The sequence below is a fragment of the Echinicola pacifica DSM 19836 genome, assembly GCF_000373245.1.
In the GTDB taxonomy this organism is placed as follows: domain Bacteria; phylum Bacteroidota; class Bacteroidia; order Cytophagales; family Cyclobacteriaceae; genus Echinicola; species Echinicola pacifica.
Window position 1 is genome coordinate 717,683 of record NZ_KB890739.1, and the last position, 18,736, is coordinate 736,418.

The 18,736-nt window shown below is 41.9% G+C and carries 13 protein-coding genes; 8 read left to right on the forward strand and 5 right to left on the reverse strand.

Annotated features, from left to right (window positions below; translation table 11 throughout):
• Window positions 1–49: 49 nt before the first annotated feature.
• Window positions 50–1,921 (forward strand): hybrid sensor histidine kinase/response regulator, encoded by a 1,872-nt coding sequence (locus B050_RS0107595; RefSeq protein WP_018473308.1) that lies wholly within the window; start codon window positions 50–52, stop codon window positions 1,919–1,921.
• 1 nt (window position 1,922) lies between these two features.
• Here the strand turns inward: B050_RS0107595 and B050_RS0107600 are convergent, their stop codons facing one another.
• Complete coding sequence (locus tag B050_RS0107600) at window positions 1,923–2,873, reverse strand: tetratricopeptide repeat protein (RefSeq protein WP_018473309.1); 951 nt, start codon at window positions 2,871–2,873, stop codon at window positions 1,923–1,925.
• 610 nt (window positions 2,874–3,483) lie between these two features.
• Between B050_RS0107600 and arsC the strand changes: the two genes are divergently transcribed.
• From arsC to B050_RS0107625, 4 genes are all read left to right on the forward strand, one after another.
• Window positions 3,484–3,837, forward strand: coding sequence for an arsenate reductase (glutaredoxin) (gene arsC, locus B050_RS0107605; RefSeq protein ID WP_018473310.1), 354 nt, complete (start codon window positions 3,484–3,486; stop codon window positions 3,835–3,837).
• A 28-nt stretch (window positions 3,838–3,865) separates the two neighbouring features.
• Window positions 3,866–4,885 (forward strand): cation diffusion facilitator family transporter, encoded by a 1,020-nt coding sequence (locus B050_RS0107610; protein WP_018473311.1) that lies wholly within the window; start codon window positions 3,866–3,868, stop codon window positions 4,883–4,885.
• Between the two features lie 829 nt (window positions 4,886–5,714).
• Window positions 5,715–8,087, forward strand: a complete 2,373-nt coding sequence (locus tag B050_RS0107620) for a TonB-dependent receptor (RefSeq protein ID WP_083923245.1) — start codon at window positions 5,715–5,717, stop codon at window positions 8,085–8,087.
• A gap of 2 nt (window positions 8,088–8,089) precedes the next feature.
• Complete coding sequence (locus B050_RS0107625; protein WP_018473314.1) at window positions 8,090–8,911, forward strand: DUF4249 domain-containing protein; 822 nt, start codon at window positions 8,090–8,092, stop codon at window positions 8,909–8,911.
• A 353-nt stretch (window positions 8,912–9,264) separates the two neighbouring features.
• Here the strand turns inward: B050_RS0107625 and B050_RS0107630 are convergent, their stop codons facing one another.
• The 3 genes from B050_RS0107630 to B050_RS0107640 all read right to left on the reverse strand — a co-directional run bounded on the left by B050_RS0107630 (window position 9,265) and on the right by B050_RS0107640 (window position 13,704).
• Window positions 9,265–9,468, reverse strand: a complete 204-nt coding sequence (locus B050_RS0107630) for a hypothetical protein (RefSeq protein ID WP_018473315.1) — start codon at window positions 9,466–9,468, stop codon at window positions 9,265–9,267.
• Window positions 9,469–10,101: 633 nt separating this feature from the next.
• Window positions 10,102–12,135: a M3 family metallopeptidase gene (locus tag B050_RS0107635; protein WP_018473316.1), complete on the reverse strand. Its 2,034-nt coding sequence runs from the start codon at window positions 12,133–12,135 to the stop codon at window positions 10,102–10,104.
• Window positions 12,136–12,357: 222 nt separating this feature from the next.
• Window positions 12,358–13,704, reverse strand: coding sequence for a M20/M25/M40 family metallo-hydrolase (locus B050_RS0107640; RefSeq protein WP_018473317.1), 1,347 nt, complete (start codon window positions 13,702–13,704; stop codon window positions 12,358–12,360).
• Window positions 13,705–13,772: 68 nt separating this feature from the next.
• On the opposite strand from B050_RS0107640, the gene B050_RS0107645 reads away from it, so the two are divergent.
• Together B050_RS0107645 and B050_RS0107650 are read left to right on the forward strand one after the other, a co-directional pair.
• Entirely contained in the window at window positions 13,773–14,288 is a 516-nt protein-coding gene (locus B050_RS0107645) for a DinB family protein (RefSeq protein WP_018473318.1), read from the forward strand.
• A gap of 33 nt (window positions 14,289–14,321) precedes the next feature.
• Window positions 14,322–14,843 carry an acyl-CoA thioesterase gene (locus tag B050_RS0107650; protein ID WP_018473319.1) on the forward strand — a complete coding sequence of 174 codons (522 nt, stop codon included), beginning with the start codon at window positions 14,322–14,324 and terminating at the stop codon, window positions 14,841–14,843.
• A gap of 215 nt (window positions 14,844–15,058) precedes the next feature.
• Here the strand turns inward: B050_RS0107650 and B050_RS0107655 are convergent, their stop codons facing one another.
• Window positions 15,059–16,267 (reverse strand): hypothetical protein, encoded by a 1,209-nt coding sequence (locus B050_RS0107655; RefSeq protein ID WP_018473320.1) that lies wholly within the window; start codon window positions 16,265–16,267, stop codon window positions 15,059–15,061.
• Window positions 16,268–16,722: 455 nt separating this feature from the next.
• Between B050_RS0107655 and B050_RS0107660 the strand changes: the two genes are divergently transcribed.
• Window positions 16,723–18,411, forward strand: coding sequence for an AMP-binding protein (locus tag B050_RS0107660; protein WP_026235726.1), 1,689 nt, complete (start codon window positions 16,723–16,725; stop codon window positions 18,409–18,411).
• The last annotated feature ends 325 nt before the right edge of the window (window positions 18,412–18,736 follow it).

Here is an 18,736-nt window from a genome sequence, read left to right on the forward strand (position 1 = left end):
TATTTTACTGCAAATTGTATTAGTTTTTAATTTATCCTTCTGTAATAATATGGTGTTGACTTTTAGCAGTGGCTTGCAATCTATCCTAGACCATTCCTCTGACTTGATTTTTGCAGTGGAAAACCATCCGCCTTATAAGCTGGTATACGCCAACAGGGAGTTTAAGAAGGTTCTCACTGATGACGATGAGCCAAAGGAACTCAAAGATTTAGGGGTAAAGGGTGAGAATTTAGATGCTAGAGAAGAGTTTATAATTCGTTGGAACAATCATTATTATACTTTTTTAATGGAGGAATCTAAGGGCGAATCTGCGTACCTATTCCACAAGGGGAGGAAAATCTCCACAACCAATCCACAATATTTGGAGATTCAAAGAACCTCTGCTGCCAGTCCTGAATTATACTTTGAGCAATTGCTGGATCGCTTACCGGCGGCTGCATTTCAATTGTCTATGGATTCTACGGGTAAGTTGAGGTTTGAATATTTAAGTAAGAAGATAAGGGATTTATTCAACCTAGATTTTGTGGAGTCCGGCGATGCTGGGATAGAGTACCTGCTGAGCAAGGTCCACCCAATGGATGTCGGAAGGGTATTGAAATCTATCGTTCATAGCACGCGAGTGAGGGAGAATTGGGAATGTGAATTTCGGATTATGCCTTCAGATGAGGATATGGACCCTGTATGGGTTCTTGGAATGGCCTATTTGGATGATACTGAAACAGGGGTGAAGTGGTATGGTTCTGTTTTAGAAATAACTGCAATTAAAAACCGGGAACAAGAACTCTTGAAAGACAAGGAGCATGCTGAAATTTCCAGCAATGCAAAATCAGATTTTATATCCACCCTAATTCATGAAGTTAGGACCCCTCTGAATGCCATTTCTGGGTCCGTCTATTCCTTATTTGAGGAAACGCATATAGATAGCCAAAAGCCCCTATTTAATACCATAAACTTTGCGGTAGATAATCTTATTGTCATGGTAAATGACCTTCTGGAATTTCAAAAAGCCCAGGCTGGGAAGGTATTTATTGAGTCAAAACCTTTCGGCCTGAGAAGTCTCCTGGCACAGGTCGTGGATGGCTTTGCCTATCAGGCTCATGAAAGTAAGAATACGCTGAACTTAGTGGTTTCAGAGAGGCTGGATGTGGAAGTCTTAGGGGATAAAGTGAGACTGGCGCAGGCGCTAAATAACCTGATATCAAACGCCCTAAAATTCACCTCCGCTGGCAGGGTTGATGTGACCGCAACGGTCTCGCATGAATCTGCTCATGATTTGAAGGTTTATTTTGAGGTAAAGGATACGGGTAAAGGGATTTCTCCAGAGGATATTTCGAGGGTGTTTTCTGAATTTGATCAGGTAGGCTATAGTTTTGACGCCAAATATGGAGGCACCGGACTAGGAATGCCCATCACCAAGAAACTTCTTGAACTAATGGGAAGTGATATTAAGGTGGATTCAGAATTAGGAGTAGGCTCAAGTTTTCATTTTGAGCTAATATTCCCTAAAGTTGCAGAGCGCCAATCTTTGGATGCTGGGAATGATACCAGCACTAGAGAGATTTCTCCATCCACCAAGATATTGCTTGCTGAGGATAATGATGTCAATGCAATGGTGATCCTGAAAATGCTCAGACGTTGGGGATTACAATGTGACCGTGTGACTAATGGCTTGGAGGCCGTAGAAGCCTTCGCTCGTAAGCATTATGACATCGTGCTGATGGACATTCAGATGCCCAAATTGAATGGCTGCCAGGCTGCTCGTATGATCAAATCCAGCAGTGCTGTGCCTATTATTGCGCTGACTGCTTCCTCCCAAAATGAGTGCTATCTCTCTAATGACATTGGGGGAATTGACCGTTTTGTACATAAGCCAATCAATGCAAAAGAACTCAAAAATAATATGCTGGAATTGATTGGTTAGTTTATTCCATTCCTTTTAGCTCTTCCAGGTATTTCTCAGTTAAACGTAAGCTGCTGTTTTTGGCATATACCTCTTCCAGGTACTTTTTTGCTTGCGGATATTTTCCTGTCAAGAAATAGTAAATCCCCTTATTCCGTAATGCATATATATTTTTACCATCCTGCTTTAGGCTAAGATTGATATCCTCCAAACCCTGATCGTAATTGCCCATATATAAAGAGTATAAGCCTCGGTTATTGTAGAAATAAGCTTGGGTACTATTGAGCTCAAGGGCCTTGTTTACCAAGTCGTAGGCAAGGGTGTAGTCCTGATTTTCGAAAGCAATCAGTGATTGTAAATTATAAATATGAGCTTCCTTAGGGTTGATCGTAAGCGCCTTGTTTAGGTCTTCTTCGGCCTTATTATAGTCTAGCAGATAATAATAAATCGAGGCCCTATTTACATAGAGGTCAGCTATTTCTGGAGTCAGCTCCAGGGCTGTGGTAAATGATTCCAGGGCCATATCATATTTGCCCATAGCTTCATGGACTATTCCCATCACAAAATACCCGCGATAATCACTGGGCTGTACCTTCTGAAGGGTCATTGCATCTTCCTGTGCCTTATAGTTTGCCCCAAAATCAAATTGCGCTAAGGCCCTGTGGTAATATGCCTCACTGAAATCAGGATTGTGCTGTAAGGTGCTATTATAATCGGCGATGGCCTTAGGATATTCGCTGAGCTTCGCATAGGCCAAGCCTCTATTGAAATAAGCATCTGAAAATTCAGGGTCGATAGAAATAGCCTCTTCGTAATAATCAATAGCACCCTTAAAATCGTTCTCCTTCATTTTTTGGTTGCCCTTTAGCAGAAATCGACCCTTCTTATCCTCCGTAGAATCACATGCGACTAGGCTTGCGAATAGAAGTAAGGTGGCAAATAGATAAATGGAGGTAGGTTTTAGGAGTTTCATTAGAAGTGTATTAAAAGCGATGTACCTGGCTCAGGTCGCGGTCCGTTTATTGGTACGGGGATCATTTTCCTAGCCTGGGAAATGATCCTTTCGTTGCTTCCTGTCTTTGTTCCTGCAAAGGTAAATTGGAAATGTTCTATAGCCAATTATATTCCCTCTTATCGGCTATTATTTATTGGTAGGCCTGGCGGCAATGTGGACAATTCTAAAGGAGCAAGATTGTCCCTAGCGAGACTATCAGGCCTCACAATAGGTTTGTGAAGTAGATTTACCAATTATCTATTAAAGTATAGTCTATTTGCTAAAGATAGAGTGATTTTAAAAATAATTCGTAAATCGATTCTTTGTAATAAGTACTTGGACTCCTATAAAATACCAGTGTTTTAGGGGTTAGATAGGGCTTAGCCAAGGATATATTGCTATTGGCAGATTATTATTTGTTTTACTCTTGATATTTAAGCTTTGAGTACGAATTTAAGATTTTAAAATACAAGTGATATTGGCTAGTTTTGAATTGTAAAAGGTGTTTTTCACCTCTGATAAACCCATAACCTAGAATACCCAGACTGATTATTGATTTTATTTTTAAAGTTCAAACTACATTTTAACTATGGGAAAGGTAAAGATTTATCACAATCCACGATGTACCAAAAGCAGACAAACCCTTAAGCTCTTGGAAGAAAATGAAGATCAAAGCAATATTGAGGTAATTAAGTACCTGGAGACTCCACCATCAGAGGATGAGTTAAGGGATATTTTGGATAAATTGGGCCTGACTGCGGCGGAGTTGGTTAGGAAAGGAGAGCAAGTGTGGAAAGATGATTTTCGCGATCGCTCACTTTCAGAGGATGAATTGATAAAAATTATGGTAGAAAACCCTAAATTGATAGAGCGACCAGTGGTGGTGAAAGATGGGAAAGCGGTATTGGGAAGACCACCCGAGAATGTCATGTTGATATTATAATTATACAATAGCCAGAAAAAATAACCAATTGAAAAACCCAAGAAAGCACTGGATCCTTGCTTCATTCCTACTCAGTTTGGTCTTGCTGGTGATGAAGTTTTATGCCTATTACCTTACTCAGTCCACCGCCGTACTCACAGACGCCTTGGAGAGTATTGTGAATGTGGTCGCTTCTGGCTTTGCCTTTTATAGCATTTACCTTAGTAGCCTCCCTCGGGACCAAAATCATCCCTATGGGCATGGGAAGGTAGAGTTTTTTAGTGCGGGGATAGAAGGGGTTCTGATTATGCTTGCCGGTTTATTTATTATTTATAGAGCGATTGTCAGCTTTATATTTCCCGAGCCGCTGGGTGAGTTGCCATTAGGGATGGCACTTATTATCCTCTCTGCCCTAGCCAATGGCGCCTTGGGGTATATGCTTATTCGGAAAGGAAAGCAATATGAAAGCTTGACGCTGGAGGCTGATGGTAGGCATATTAGTACTGATGCTGTAAGCAGTTTTGTGCTGATTATTGGGGTGGGTATTATTTACCTGACCGATTGGGTATGGCTGGATGGTGGCTTTTCATTAGTGTTTGCGGTTTATATAATCTATAATGGTTACCGCCTCGTGCGGCGCTCTGTGGGCGGATTGATGGATGAGAGGCACCCCGCTTCGGTCACCACTGTGGTCAAAATACTGAATCGACATCGTCAGAATAACTGGATCGATATCCATAATATGCGCATCCAGCAATATGGTGCAGATAAGCATATCGACTTACACCTTACCATGCCCTATTATTTTGACCTTAAGGAAGTGCATGATGAGGTAGAAGTGGTGGAAGAAGTTTTGGAAAAGGGGATGAGTGGACATGTGGAGGTTTTTGTCCATGCGGATCCTTGTATCCCTGAGAAATGTTGCCATTACTGTCAGGTGAAAGACTGTCCGGTAAGGCTATACCCAAAGACCAAAAAAGTGCAATGGAATATGGTGAATATGTCCAAAAATCAAAAACACTATCACGATATTGTCGGAGAACTGGGAAAAGTAAAGCCACTAAAATAAAAGTGAGTTTCCTTGGTGGTGCTTATAATATATTGCTGGATAGTACGTTATAAATGGTTTCTTTCTTGCTTTTCCGGTCAAAGTTTTCTAAATTAATAGAAAATAACCTAAAAATGAAAAGCGAAAGCAATTTTAAAATGTTTCTGGCCGGGTCAGCAATCGCATGGCTGACGGTAGTGATGATGATAATCGTCATGTAGCCAGTGGTTGATATTATGTTCTGTTTGCCATACAGCAGTTTTAGTGATTTTTGAAAATGGTAACATTTTTCACCTGTGATTTAATTCTAAATAATGTCCATTATTTGATGGTGCAGGTTTTTTGAAAAGGCGGACCCGAGACAGGTTCCGCCTTTTTTTATGTCTAACAGCCTTCTCTTAATTTATTCTAGCCTATTCACTTCTACCTAATGGTGATTGATTTCCACTTTCCAGATCATATTCAATCCTTGAATTATTATTTTTTCTAAAAATCAATAAAATGATCAGGGATAAAGACAACTAAAGTGTCTTAATAAGGAACGGAAGTAAAAATGGCTTAAAAAGCCTTGGGCGACCACTAAAGCAGTACTTAGAATTTATTTATAAAACTCATTCGGGATGGAAACATGGTTTAGACTAAAAAGAATTTGTAATTTTGAACAGAAATTATGGAAAGGTTTTTCCTTTACCCATTACCTGTTCCAAGTAAGTCACAAGGAATCTTCTGGTATCGAGCGGTCGTTCACCCTAAAGGAAAATGTGATTGGTAGTGCATCAATTTCAAACTGTTAGTTTTTAAACATCTTTGTATTTAATGGGTTATAAATTTTTGAAGAAAATTCACCATAATGAAAAAGACAATTAAAATGATCCGATGCTGTCGGGTTATTCCTAAAATTTTGCTGATAGCTCTGTGTATATGCCTTAGTGCATCGGCTTTTGGGCAAGGCAAATTTACCATAAAAGGAACCGTTTCTGATGCCGGAACCGGTGAGACCCTGATTGGGGCCACGGTCTATATTCAGGAACTTAGCAATGGCGCCACGACGAATGTGTATGGCTTCTATTCCCTTACCGTGCCTTCTGGCGATTATATGCTGACCTTTAGCTATGTCGGATATGAATCCCAAAGCACCAAGGTCACTCTCGATCAGGCAAGAACTATCGATATAGAATTGGTGCCAGAGTCCACCGAACTTCAGGAGGTGGTCGTCAGTGCTGATCCTGAGGACGAAAACGTCCGTTCCACTCAAATGAGTGTCAATAAACTCGATATGCGTGAGGTGGAGGCTATTCCTGTGGTTTTTGGAGAGAAGGATATCATCAAGACCATCCAGTTATTGCCCGGTATCAAAGGGGATGAAGGAGGCGGAGGATTTTTCGTTCGCGGGGGAAGCGCCGACCAAAACCTGATTCTGCTGGATGAAGCACCAGTATATAATGCCTCCCACCTTTTGGGCTTTTTCTCGGTGTTTAATTCTGATGCGATTAAGGATCTTACGATCTATAAAGGGCATATTCCTGCTGAGTATGGCGGGCGGGCCTCTTCTGTCCTGGATATCAAGATGAAAGAGGGGAATACCAAGAAGTTTGCTGCCCAGGGAGGGATTGGCCTGATTTCCAGCCGGGCCACTGTCGAGGCACCTATTGTCAAGGACAAGGGTTCCTTTGTGCTGTCTGGAAGGCGAACTTATGTGGATTTGTTCCTTGGTCTTTCCAATAATAAAGATCTGAACAGTTCGACCCTTTATTTTTATGATCTGAATGCTAAGGCAAATTATAGGTTGGGTGACAAGGATAGAGTTTTTGTTTCCGGGTACTTTGGAAGGGATAATTTTGGATTTGCAGATGTCTTTGGATTTGATTGGGGCAATGCTACGGGTACCGTCCGATGGAATCACCTGTTTAATGACCGCCTTTTCCTGAATACCACTGCAGTATTTAGTGATTATAATTATGATGTAAATATCTATGGTGATGAAGATGATTCCGAAAATAATGGGTTTAAGGTCACCTCTGCCATCCGTGACTGGAGCATTAAGGAGGACTTTGAATATTATATAAATCCTCAAAACACCTTAAGGTTTGGGCTGAGCGTCATTCGTCATAATTTTGTTCCGGGCGAAATCATTCCCGTGGACGGCTCTTATATCAATGAGCAAAAGCTACAACGGAAATATGCATGGGAGACCGCAGCCTATATTTCTGAGGATATTGAATTTTCACCAAAACTAAACCTTAATGCAGGTTTAAGGTATTCCTGGTTTGCTCAAGTAGGACCTGGGGAAGTTTTTACCTATGATGAAGATGGTGACATCATTGATACTCAGGATTACAAAAGTGGGGAGATAGTCAAGGCTTACGGTGGACTAGAGCCTAGACTAGGACTGACCTATGTGATGAATGATGAAAGCTCGGTGAAGGCTTCCTATGGAAGAAATCGTCAGTACTTACATTTAGTGTCTAATTCCAATTCGGGGACTCCTATAGATTTGTGGATTCCATCGAGTAATAATGTAAGGCCGCAGATAGCCGATCAAATTGCCTTGGGCTACTTCCGGAACCTAGAGGACAATACCTATGAGGGATCCGTGGAGGTGTATTATAAGAATATGCAAAATCAGGTCGATTATCGGACAGGTGCGGAACTGGTGTTTAACGAAAACGTGGAGTCGCAATTGCTGTTTGGCAAAGGTTGGTCGTATGGAGCTGAATTTATCCTTCGGAAAAATACCGGAGATCTTACCGGCTGGGTGAGTTATACCTATTCCAAGACGGAGCGTAAATTTGACGGAGTGGATTATGGCCAGGTGTATCCTGCAAGTTGGGATCGACCACATGACCTGTCTGTGGTGGGGATATATAAATTAAACCCTAAATGGACCTTGTCAGCGTCTTTTGTGTACTATACGGGGAATGCCATTACTTTCCCGGTAGGGAAATATCAGATTGAGGATGAGGTGATCAATAGGTATGGAAAGCGAAATAATAATAGGCTGCCAGACTATAACCGCTTAGATCTGGGAGCTACACTCAAGCTAAGGAGTACGGCGAAGTTTGAGTCAGACCTTAACTTCTCCGTGTACAATGCCTATGCACGTAAGAATGCGTTCATTGTAAACTTTAGAGAGAATCCCAATGACGCCACCAAAACGGAGGCGGTTAAAGTATCGCTATTCAGCATCTTGCCTTCTGTGACTTATAATTTTAGATTTAAATAACCATGAGAACCTACTGGATATTAACAATCGTCAGTGCCTTATTGCTTTTTTCTTGTGAAGAAGTGATCGAATTGGATTTGGATAATGCAGATCCCGAAATTGTGATCGAAGGAACATTAACCGATCAGGCAGGGCCTTATACCGTAAAACTATCGGAGTCCGTTGGTTTTTATGATGATAATGTGTTTCCTGCAGTGTCAGGGGCTGTGGTGAGAATCTCTGATGATAATGGATATGCGAATCTGCTGGAAGAAGTGGAGCCGGGAATCTATCAGACAAGCGACCTTCAAGGCCAAAGAGGAAGTACTTACCGTCTGGAGGTCGAAGCAAATGGTGCGTTTTACACCGCTGTGAGTGAAATGCCAGAGCTAGCCGTTCCCATTGATAGCATTTCTTTCAGATATGAGGAAGAGTCGCTATTTTATAAAGAAGGCTATTATTTCAGGGCCTATTTTACCGATCCTGAGGGATTGGGTGATTATTACCGATTCACGGTTTTAGTCAATGGAGAAGTGTATGTTTTTGACTTTGATGGAGACCTGATCGAAGATGATAACTTATGGCTCGCAGATGATAAATACACCGATGGCAACTCCCAGGATTATGATTTTCCTCATACCTTGAAGCCGGGCGATGTAGTTTCTTTGCAGCTACATCATCTAAATGAAGATACCTTTGATTATTACCGAACCTTGGTGGATGTGATTGATGGAGGTGGCGTAGCCCCTTCTAATCCTCTTTCGAATTTCGGTGATACAGCTTTAGGATATTTCGGGGCTTTTTCGGTTACAGAAATGGAGAGGACCGTTGTTCCAACCAACTAGGCCTTTTGACTAATGACCCTTGTACTCTCAAATTATGGGGGAGTGATAATGGAATAGTATAATCAATAAAGGAGCCCCATAGGATAGGGCTCCTTCATTTTTATGGTATAAGATACTCAATTTGATTTTTTAGCTTTTTCCAAAGGAGTGTTTTAGCTACTGGAACTGGGGACAAGGCCGTTTTTTGGGGTTCAGAAGCGCTTGCTTCCTATTAGAAGTGCGTTGTGATGAATATCTAGTAAAATTGGATCTCAATAGATAAGAAAAGCAGTATTTTTCTCTCTAATTCTGCTCTTTTTAGAATGGAACATACCTATTCGGAAATCACTCAGCAAGCTAGGATAGCGTAAGCATTATTGTTCTTTTTTGATTGCTATGGCTTTGTCATATTCTATTTCTACCTGAACCGAAAAGCCTATAAGTTGCTTGGCAGTGTCAAGGTCAAACTTGCTCTCATCAATTTCAATTTCCCGCTTTCCGGCCCCTTTTTCCATTAAATCTAAGCGTGAAGGGTTCTCGTTTATTTTTGTCAAAAATCCTGATTTAGTCTCTTTCATAGTACGGTTTGATTAGCTATCGAAAGTGGAATTTAGGGATTTTATTTGGAAAATTACGGAGGGATTGGAAAGGAATAGGAGAGGGATTCTTTATAAGTGGGATTAATACCAGACAAAGGTTTATGGAGGAGAGTTAGCGGGGACCGATAAATTTTTTACAAAAAAAAAGCTATGAAACAAGATCTCATAGCTTTAGTCAATTAACAATAAACCCAAAATAACCTAGCTGTAAGGGGAGGACTCGAACCTCCAAGGGGTAGTTAGGCAAAACACGAGCTCCATGTTAGCTTTATCCACGACTCCCCACCCTCGAGACCGGAGGGCATGTTTGCCAAAATTCCATCACCTCACATTGTGTAACAAGACCTTTTGTCTTTGTTGATGATTCAAAATTACTATATGAACGTTCATTTTCAAAATATTTTAACAAAAAACATTAAAAATTACATTATTGGTAATTGGAATACGTTTTCTATGTTGAATTCGGAAATTTAAACCCTCGTTTAACTGTGATTTCTTGCCAAATTTTCAATGGGTATTTAAGACTTGACTGGGGGAATATTGGGTAATGGATGAAGGTGCTAAGTCGATGATAGCAAATTGAGCCTTCACTATCATCGACTGTAGATCCTTTTATTTTATTAAGCCCGCCCTTTTCAGTAGCGCATCAGGCTTAGGTTCTCTGCCACGGAATCTTTTATAAAGAATGGAAGGGTGCACCTTACCTCCTGCTGACAGAATATTATTTTTGAAGGACTCGGCAGTCTGGCTGTCAAAAATCCCTTTTTCCTGAAACAATTCAAAGGCATCTGCATCAAGGACTTCCGCCCACTTATAGCTGTAATAACCTGCTGAATATCCTCCCTGGAAAATATGGCTAAATGAAGTGGACATCAGGGTGCCTTCCACCTCCGGTAATAGGCTCGTAGGGGCCATTGCTTGTTTTTCAAAAGCAGGAATGGTGTCGATCGATGCAGGGTCGCTGGAGTAATAGGTCATGTCTAACAGCCCAAAGCTTACCTGCCTCATCGTTTGATAGCCCTGATGGAAATTGCTCGCCTTTTTGATCTTTTCAATCAATTCTTCAGGAATTTTTTCTCCTGTCTTATAGTGCTTGGCAAATAAATCCAGACACTCTTTTTCATAACACCAGTTTTCGAATATCTGGGAAGGCAATTCCACAAAGTCCCAATACACACTGGTGCCGGAAAGAGAGCTGTAAGTTCCATTGGCCAGCATGCCGTGTAAGGCATGGCCGAATTCGTGGAAAAGGGTCGTCACCTCATTAAAAGTAAGTAAGGAGGGGCTGCTCTTGGTGGGCTTAGTAAAGTTACACACGATAGAAATATGTGGTCGTTTCTCCTGGCCATCGATATTCGACTGGCTTTGATATACGGTCATCCAAGCTCCATTCCTCTTGCCCGCCCGCGGGAAAAAGTCAGCATAGAATACCGCAATATGCTTTCCTGTATTCTTGTCATTTACCTCGTAAGCGGTCACCTCCGGATGATAAACAGGGATTTCTGGGTTTTTGACAAACTCTAAATTATAAAGTTTTTCGGCTGTTTTGAAGACTCCGGTGATGGTATTCTCCAATTCAAAATAAGGCTTGGTCAATTCATCATCGACCTCGAATTTAGCTTTTTTAAGTTTTTCGGAATAGAAACCAAAATCCCATTTTTGGAGGGTCTCAGGACCGCCGATTTGCTTGGAGAAAGCAGTGAGTTCTTCTAATTCCTCCTTTGCTCGCGGACGTGCTTTTTCTAATAAGTCCTCCAGGAAAGATACCACCTGATCGGGGTTTTGAGCCATTCTTTCCTCTAGCACAAAATGGGCATAACTGGAATAGCCCAATAGTTTTGCACGGCGATTTTTAAGCTGTAATATTTCACGAATAATCTCCTGATTATCCAGCTCATCTCCTTTACAAGACTTCGTATTATAGGCCATAAATAGCTCCTTGCGAAGTTCACGATCCTCGGCATAGGTCATGAAAGGAATATAACTCGGGAAAGCCAGGGTAAAGACCCATTTTCCTTCCAAGCCTTTTTCTTCCGCTGTATGGGCTGCAGCTTCCACAATGCTATCAGGTAAGCCCGCCAGCTGCGATTTTTGATCTATTACTAGCTGGTATTTATTGGTTTCGGCAAGTACATTTTCTCCAAAGGCTAAGCTCTTCTGAGATAATTCAGCGTCTATTTCGCGCAACTCAATCTTCTGCTCTTCACTAAGGTTTGCTCCATTGCGAACAAACGACTTATATGTTTTTTCCAGAAGGGTAGCCTGCTCTTCATCAAGCTGCAAGGAATCTTTCTGATCGTGGATGGCTTTTACTCTGGCATATAACTCCGTATCCAGAAGTATATCGTTTGAGTGAGCGGTCAAAAGTGGCGATATTTCTCGTGCCAACTTTTGGATATCGTCGTTCGTTTCCGCAGCATTGAGGTTAAAGAATATGCCCGAAATGATGTTTAATCGCTCTCCAGCTTGGTCTAGCGCCACAATTATCGATTGGAAGTTAGGCTCAAGGCTGGTTTTGATGCTTTCTATTTCCTTTTTTGCCTCAGCGATAGCCTCTGTGATGGCCGGAAGAAAGTGCTCGGTTTTTATTTGGTCAAATGGAGCAGTATTAAATGGCGTTTTAAATTCTTCCAATAATGGATTCATATCGAATGGTTTATTTTGTCGTCCTAAAATCACTTACAAAAAGGGAGGATTCATTTCTCAATCCCCAATAAAGTAGTAAATAGCCGAAGGTCAGAGTCGCCCTCTAGAGGATGCTCTGACCTTCGTTCCCTTTGCAGATAATAACGTATCAACGTGCTGGGTTTGCTAAAGTTAATATTTTTTGATGGGATGACTAAATCAAGTCTGCAAAATCAACGTCTTTTACCGTGCTGGCGCAGGGAAGACAGGTAGGCTTTCGGTCATTCCTTCTCCCACAGCCTGCACCGCAAAAAAGTAGTTGTCCTTCGAATAAGGAAGCGTGTACGTGGTCTCGGTGGTATAGAATTTCTTTTCCCACATGGCCGCACTCGTTTCCCGCATCAGTATATAATATCCCTTTGCCTGACCATTTTTAGGGGCTTTCCATTGGAGTTTGCTGCTGTTGCTGAGCTCGCTAACGTCTATACCCACTTCCTGTGGTACGGATGGAGACATGGCGAGGCTGGCCAGGGTAGCCAGGTTGGCGGCGGTGTTTTTTCTTAAATATTCGTAATCGATATGCTCAGGCGTATCTCCATATATTACGCCCTCTTCGGTTCTGAGATCCTGATGTTGCTGATGGTAGTTTTCATTGAATTCACACATCCTGATAGCGGTAAATCCCTCTCTCGAAAAGGGAGTATGGTCTCCACCTCGCAGGAACCGGTCGTTTCTGTAAATCAATTTTATTTCTAGCTGGTCCACATACCGCTCTCCGACTTCCTTAATATATCGAGCCAATTGTCTCGATTTACTGTCATTTTCGCCATTGGTATATTGCCTGAGTTTTTTCATTTCCTCGGTTTCATTTAGAGGAACACCCTCGCTGAAAACCCGTACCCTAGTATTGTCGCGCAGGAGAGTTCCGCTGGAGGCACTATTTCCGATCATATCATTATTAAGCATGGCGATAAGGTTCCAGTTTTCTTCTTTCGCCCTTTGAGCGAGGTGAGCGGCGCCTTTGAGGCCTTGTTCCTCACCGGATACCGCAACGAATATCACTGTGGCAGATAGTGGGTTTTTGCTCATGATCCGTGCCATTTCTATTAAGGCTACCACGCCAGAGCCGTCATCATTGGCGCCGGGGGCGTCTTGCTCGGCATCCATTATTTCAGATACCCTGCTGTCCAGATGTCCACTGACTATGATGACACGGTTATCTTCTGGATCTGTTCCCTTTAGCGTAGCCATGACATTTCCCATGGTGACATCTTCGGGGATACGCCGGCCATCAGCCTCTATGGTGAAGTAATCGATTTTGGCGCTTAGCCTTCCTTCGGAGGCGGGGATGAAGGACTGGAATTGCTCCAATACATAGTGTCTGGCGGCTTCTATGCCTCTGCTTTCCTGGTCTTCGCTGAGCGAATGGCGGGTACCAAAACTTACTAATCCGTGAATGTTCTTCTCTAAATTATCTGTAGATATCTCCTGAACCATTTTCTCAATGGTCGGGTTACGATGTATGATTTGGGCTGAACTGTATTCTGTGAAGGCCAGTAAAAGGCTGAGGGTGATTAAAATTTTCTTCATTATGGCTTTTTTATGATATTGATTGGGCTAAATTTATAATCAAAATTGGGAAAGAAAAATACTTTTATATGAATGAGCGATTAGTGCCTAGCGAAGGTGAATATGGGGAGTTTTACGAAACCTATATCAGCAAAGTAAGAGGGAGAGATCTGGATGCGCTTATGCTATCCCAGGTGGAGGACCTTCGTCAGTATTTCGAGGGAATGAAGGAGGAGCAAGCTGCTCAAAGCTATGAGGAAGGAAAATGGAGCCTAAAGGAGCTTATAGGTCATATCAATGATACCGAAAAAGTCATGCTTTACCGAGCATTGTGCATCGCCAGAGGGGAGAAGCAATCCCTGCCAAGTATGGACCAGGAGGAATATGTGGCAAAGGGTAATTTCAATGACCAGCCACTGGCACTTTTGTTGGAGGACTTTGAGCTTACGAGATTTGTAATTCGCAATTTCTTCCGAAGCCTGTCCCCGGACGCCCTGACATACACGGGCTCGGCAAATGGCTATACTACTAGTGTAAGAGCACTCATGAATATCATTCCTGGGCACTTTTTACACCATATGCAGATCCTCAAAGAGCGGTATTAAATGAAGTGTTTTATATAAAAAAATATTTTTACCATGTTTGAATATAACCCTGAAAAACATTATTCCAAGGAGACTGAAAGTAGGTCATTGATTCGATTTCAAGATTGTGACCCCTTGCGCCATTTGAATAATGCCAAGTATTTTGACTATTATTTCAATGCCCGGGAAGACCAGGTGCCGAAGCTGTATGGAGTGGAGATGTTTGAGATGATCAAAAAATATCAAGCCGCTTGGGTAGTTTATAATCATAATATCTCCTATGTAAAACCCGCCATGGTTGGGGAGTGGGTTCGTATCCGCAGCCGTATATTATGGTATAATGACAATACCCTCATGGTGGAATATTATATGCTGGATGATTCTTTGGAAGAGCTCAAGAATGTAATGTGGACCACCCTGAAGTATGTTGGCCTAAACGATGGCAAGCTCCGTGAGCATAAAGGGGAAATCCTCGATTTTCTGAAAGCTACTTCCGTCAATGTGGACGTGACTGGCCAGTCGATTGTTGAGCGTATAAAACAACTAAAAATCAGACTGAAGGAAGATCAGGAATAGGACAACGCTATTGGTGCTGTTTTGCGCCTGGCCTATTATCCATGCGCCTTTAGTATTTATTATTATTTGCTGCGAGCAGCAAAAGTAATAGCTGATTTGACATACAATTAGCTTTAACAAAAAAGAGCCCCGATAGATCTATCGAGGCTCTTTTTATGAGTGGTAATTATGGGAGTTCCCAGTCCACCAATGGTACATACTATACTGAGGCCAGCTTAATCGACCTTATACATTTTGTTGGCCGAATTGATATATTCCAGCGGGTTGAAGGCTGTATCAAAGGCACTTTTTAGATTGTTTAGCTTGTTCTCAAGGTCATTCATCCGTAAGCCAACATGCTTAGCATTTTTGTATTTGGCGATTAGCCCATTGTATTTGCTGATATTCTCACTGATGCGGAAGGTGATGCCCCCAAAGCGGATTTTAAGAGATTGAATTTCCGCCATTTCATTATAGAAGGTGTTTTTCCAATTCTTAGGATTGGTCTCACGCTCTGTTTTTACCCTTCCAGCGATAAGGCTGGTAAGTTCATTGAGGTATTCGTAGCGCTTATTCGCATCATTTTCGTTGCTATATTTTCCTTCAAACTCTTTCTTGTCAATACCCAATATTTTTAAGTTTTTGTCAAGATTTTGGGCGTAAAGTTCTTTGAGTTCTTCTAGCTCAGTATCAATGGATTCCCATTCGGTTTCGATCAGGTTTTTATCATTGGTATATTGTCCCAGTTCGGCCACCAATTCAAACATTTCCTGACTTTGGTCTCTGAGTTTTCGGTCTTTTTTGCTGCTGCCAATATTTTCGATATAGTTGGACATGCCCATAAATAGCGCTTGGGAGAAGGTGCCGAAGATAGGCGTCCCCGCAGAGAGATCACCGGTTAGGCTTACCAGATTAGAAACCACAGAGAGCGTGGGACTTTCACTTTTATTTTCTTCTACATAAGTCTGAAACCCCTTGTACCAGTTAGTGAAACCCTGATATTGGGTGGGATTGCCTATGGAGTTGAGGGTCATAAAGAAGTCTCTGGCGGCATCAAAAAGGATCAGGGGCCTCAATTCTCTTTCCATGGACACCAGGTTGATGACTGCTGACTGGTAATTACCCTGGTATATATTGAGTTCGGCATCCTTTTCGGCCTGCTGGAAATCCTCGATCAATTTTACCCGTTCAATAAGCTTGTCGATTTTCTGGGCTTCACTACTATTTATATTTAGGGACTGATCCAGCATTTGGATACGTTGGTCTAGGTCCTGAAGACGAGTCCCCAACTGATCATCCAGGGAGTCCGTTTTGAGCTGAATGCTTTTTAGCAAATCCTGCTTTAGTGCCTGCTCTAGCGAAACTTTCATCGAGTCAGTTTGCGCAAGCACCATAGTGATAGGAGCTAGGAGGCAGAGGGTCAGTAAGTATAGTTTTGTTTTCATTGAGGATCGGTTTTCCAATTTAGCTAAAGGAGCTAACGAATTTTGTGCCATAAATGTACTCGCAATTATTCATTGATAAAATTCTTTGTTCTCCAAAAATACTCTTTATCATATATTTTTATACGAATATTATTGGGTAAAAATATTATTATGAAGGATTACCTCAATATAACTTCTTTGGAATAATTTTAGTATTGTTGTTATAACGATTGGTAGGGAGGATTGGAAGTGATAAATTTATAACTTGGTTTTGCAAAAGACCGTTTACTGATTACAAAATCTTTTTTTACAGTGAGATTTAATTTATATTATTATTGAAAGTGCAGGAATCATCTCTTTTACTATTTAGAATTGGAGACGAAAAGAACCTTTGCAAATGCGACCCTACTTCTATTGATTGCGGTGATCACCAAAGGGTGATCCATTTAAACCGCCAAACCCGAAATAAATAAATGATGAAAGACTTTCCATGGTTTAAACATTATCCCAAGTCAGTTCCTAAGGAAGTGGATGTGGAAGCTTACCCCAGTGTTGTGGGACTTTTTGAAGAGTGTGTCAGGAAATATGGAAATGCTATTGCTTATGAATGCATGGGCAAGACGCTTTCCTTTGTGGAGGTGGATGAATTGTCACGTGATTTTGCCGCTTACCTGCAGCAAAGCCTCAAACTCAAGCCTGGAGAGCGGATAGCCATTCAGATGCCAAACCTGCTGCAATATCCCGTGGTGATGTTTGGAGCCTTGCGTGCAGGCCTTATCGTGGTGAATACTAATCCTCTCTATACTTCCCCCGAGATGGAGCATCAGTTTAAGGATGCGGATATTTCTGCTTTGGTGATTGTTTCTAATTTTGCCCATAATCTGGAGAGCATTCTTCCCAAGCTCAAAGTAAAAAATATCATCATCACCGAAATTGGGGATATGTTAGGTGGACTGAAGGGGACCATTGTGAACCTGGTCGTAAAGCATATCAAAAAAATGGTGCCTAGCTATAGCATTCCCACCGCCATCAAGCTAAATGCAGCCTTAAAAACCGGGCGTTCGCTTACCTTAGATCCTGTGGAATCAAAACTCTCCGATACTGCCTTCCTGCAATATACCGGAGGTACCACTGGCGTGTCTAAGGGTGCGGAGTTGACCCATGGAAATATCATTGCCAATATGCAGCAGATCTCCGCTTGGATGCGGCCCAAATTGGTCGAAGGGCAGGAGATGGTCGTGACGGCCTTGCCTCTATATCATATTTTTGCCCTTACGGTAAACTGCCTTGCCATGTTGAAAATTGGCGCTCATAATCTTCTCATCACCAACCCTCGGGATATGAAGGCCTTCTGTAAGGACCTGAAAACGCATAAATTTAGCGTGATTACTGGTGTGAATACCCTATTTAACGGCCTGCTGAATCAGGAAAGCTTCAGAAGCCTTGACTTCAGCTCTCTCAAAGTGGCAGTAGGCGGAGGAATGGCGGTGCAGAAGTATGTGGCAGAGAAATGGAAAGAAGTTACCGGTGTACCCATTGCGGAGGGGTATGGACTTACCGAGACCTCCCCCGTGGCCTGTTGCAATCCAATAGATGACACCGAGCGATTAGGGACTATAGGTATGCCGCTGCCAAATACTGAGCTGATGGTGATCGATGATGATGGAAAAGAATTGCCTGTCGGCGAAAGAGGAGAAATCTGCATCCGGGGACCACAGGTAATGAAGGGATACTGGAGAAGACCAAAAGAAACGGCCGAGGTGATGCATGGCGATTGGCTGAAAACTGGCGATATTGGTGTGACCGATAAGGATGGCTATTCCAAGATTGTGGATCGTAAAAAGGAAATGATCCTGGTTTCTGGATTTAATGTATATCCCAATGAGGTGGAAGATGCTATCGCTGCCAATGAGAAAGTGCTGGAGGTAGGTGTCATCGGAATGCCTGATGAGCGCTCCACCGAAAGGGTCATCGCCTATGTGGTGCCTTCTGATAAATCCCTCACCGCCGAAGAAATCATCGGACAATGCCGGGAATGCCTCACCAATTATAAGGTGCCAAAAGAAGTGTATTTCGTAGATGAGCTTCCTAAGTCAAATGTCGGCAAAATCCTACGAAGAGTGATTAAGGAAAATCATATTAAGAAAATGGGCAAAAAAGCCTAAGGATGAATTTAGGTAAATCGCTAATTGACCACTAAGTAGAATGTGTTAAGGCGCATTGTTTATACCAAATAAAAAGGGTAAGGCTATCTATTTTAGCCTTACCCTTTTTGATTTTATATGCGCTATGAGCTTTAGTCCTTTCCTTACTATAGCAAAAGAATCCTCGTTAATTAACGAAATTTCCCTCTACGATACTTTACTCACTTTTGGTCAGGATCAGAATTCTTTAGATTCTAAATTTAGAAAAATAGCTCCTATATAGAAGGTTAAGATTTGTCTGATTTTTGACCAGAACTAATATCCTTATATAGCTCCATCCACTTCT

What these genes read in the sequence shown, in the direction of transcription:
- arsC (WP_018473310.1), top strand. Translation starts at nt 3,484, where the DNA reads ATGGGAAAGGTAAAGATTTATCACAATCCACGATGTACCAAAAGCAGA.
- B050_RS0107635 (WP_018473316.1), bottom strand. Translation starts at nt 12,135, where the DNA reads ATGAATCCATTATTGGAAGAATTTAAAACGCCATTTAATACTGCTCCA.
- B050_RS0107630 (WP_018473315.1), bottom strand. Translation starts at nt 9,468, where the DNA reads ATGAAAGAGACTAAATCAGGATTTTTGACAAAAATAAACGAGAACCCT.
- B050_RS0107655 (WP_018473320.1), bottom strand. Translation starts at nt 16,267, where the DNA reads ATGAAAACAAAACTATACTTACTGACCCTCTGCCTCCTAGCTCCTATC.
- B050_RS0107600 (WP_018473309.1), bottom strand. Translation starts at nt 2,873, where the DNA reads ATGAAACTCCTAAAACCTACCTCCATTTATCTATTTGCCACCTTACTT.
- B050_RS0107595 (WP_018473308.1), top strand. Translation starts at nt 50, where the DNA reads ATGGTGTTGACTTTTAGCAGTGGCTTGCAATCTATCCTAGACCATTCC.
- B050_RS0107645 (WP_018473318.1), top strand. Translation starts at nt 13,773, where the DNA reads ATGAATGAGCGATTAGTGCCTAGCGAAGGTGAATATGGGGAGTTTTAC.
- B050_RS0107625 (WP_018473314.1), top strand. Translation starts at nt 8,090, where the DNA reads ATGAGAACCTACTGGATATTAACAATCGTCAGTGCCTTATTGCTTTTT.
- B050_RS0107650 (WP_018473319.1), top strand. Translation starts at nt 14,322, where the DNA reads ATGTTTGAATATAACCCTGAAAAACATTATTCCAAGGAGACTGAAAGT.
- B050_RS0107640 (WP_018473317.1), bottom strand. Translation starts at nt 13,704, where the DNA reads ATGAAGAAAATTTTAATCACCCTCAGCCTTTTACTGGCCTTCACAGAA.
- B050_RS0107620 (WP_083923245.1), top strand. Translation starts at nt 5,715, where the DNA reads ATGAAAAAGACAATTAAAATGATCCGATGCTGTCGGGTTATTCCTAAA.
- B050_RS0107660 (WP_026235726.1), top strand. Translation starts at nt 16,723, where the DNA reads ATGAAAGACTTTCCATGGTTTAAACATTATCCCAAGTCAGTTCCTAAG.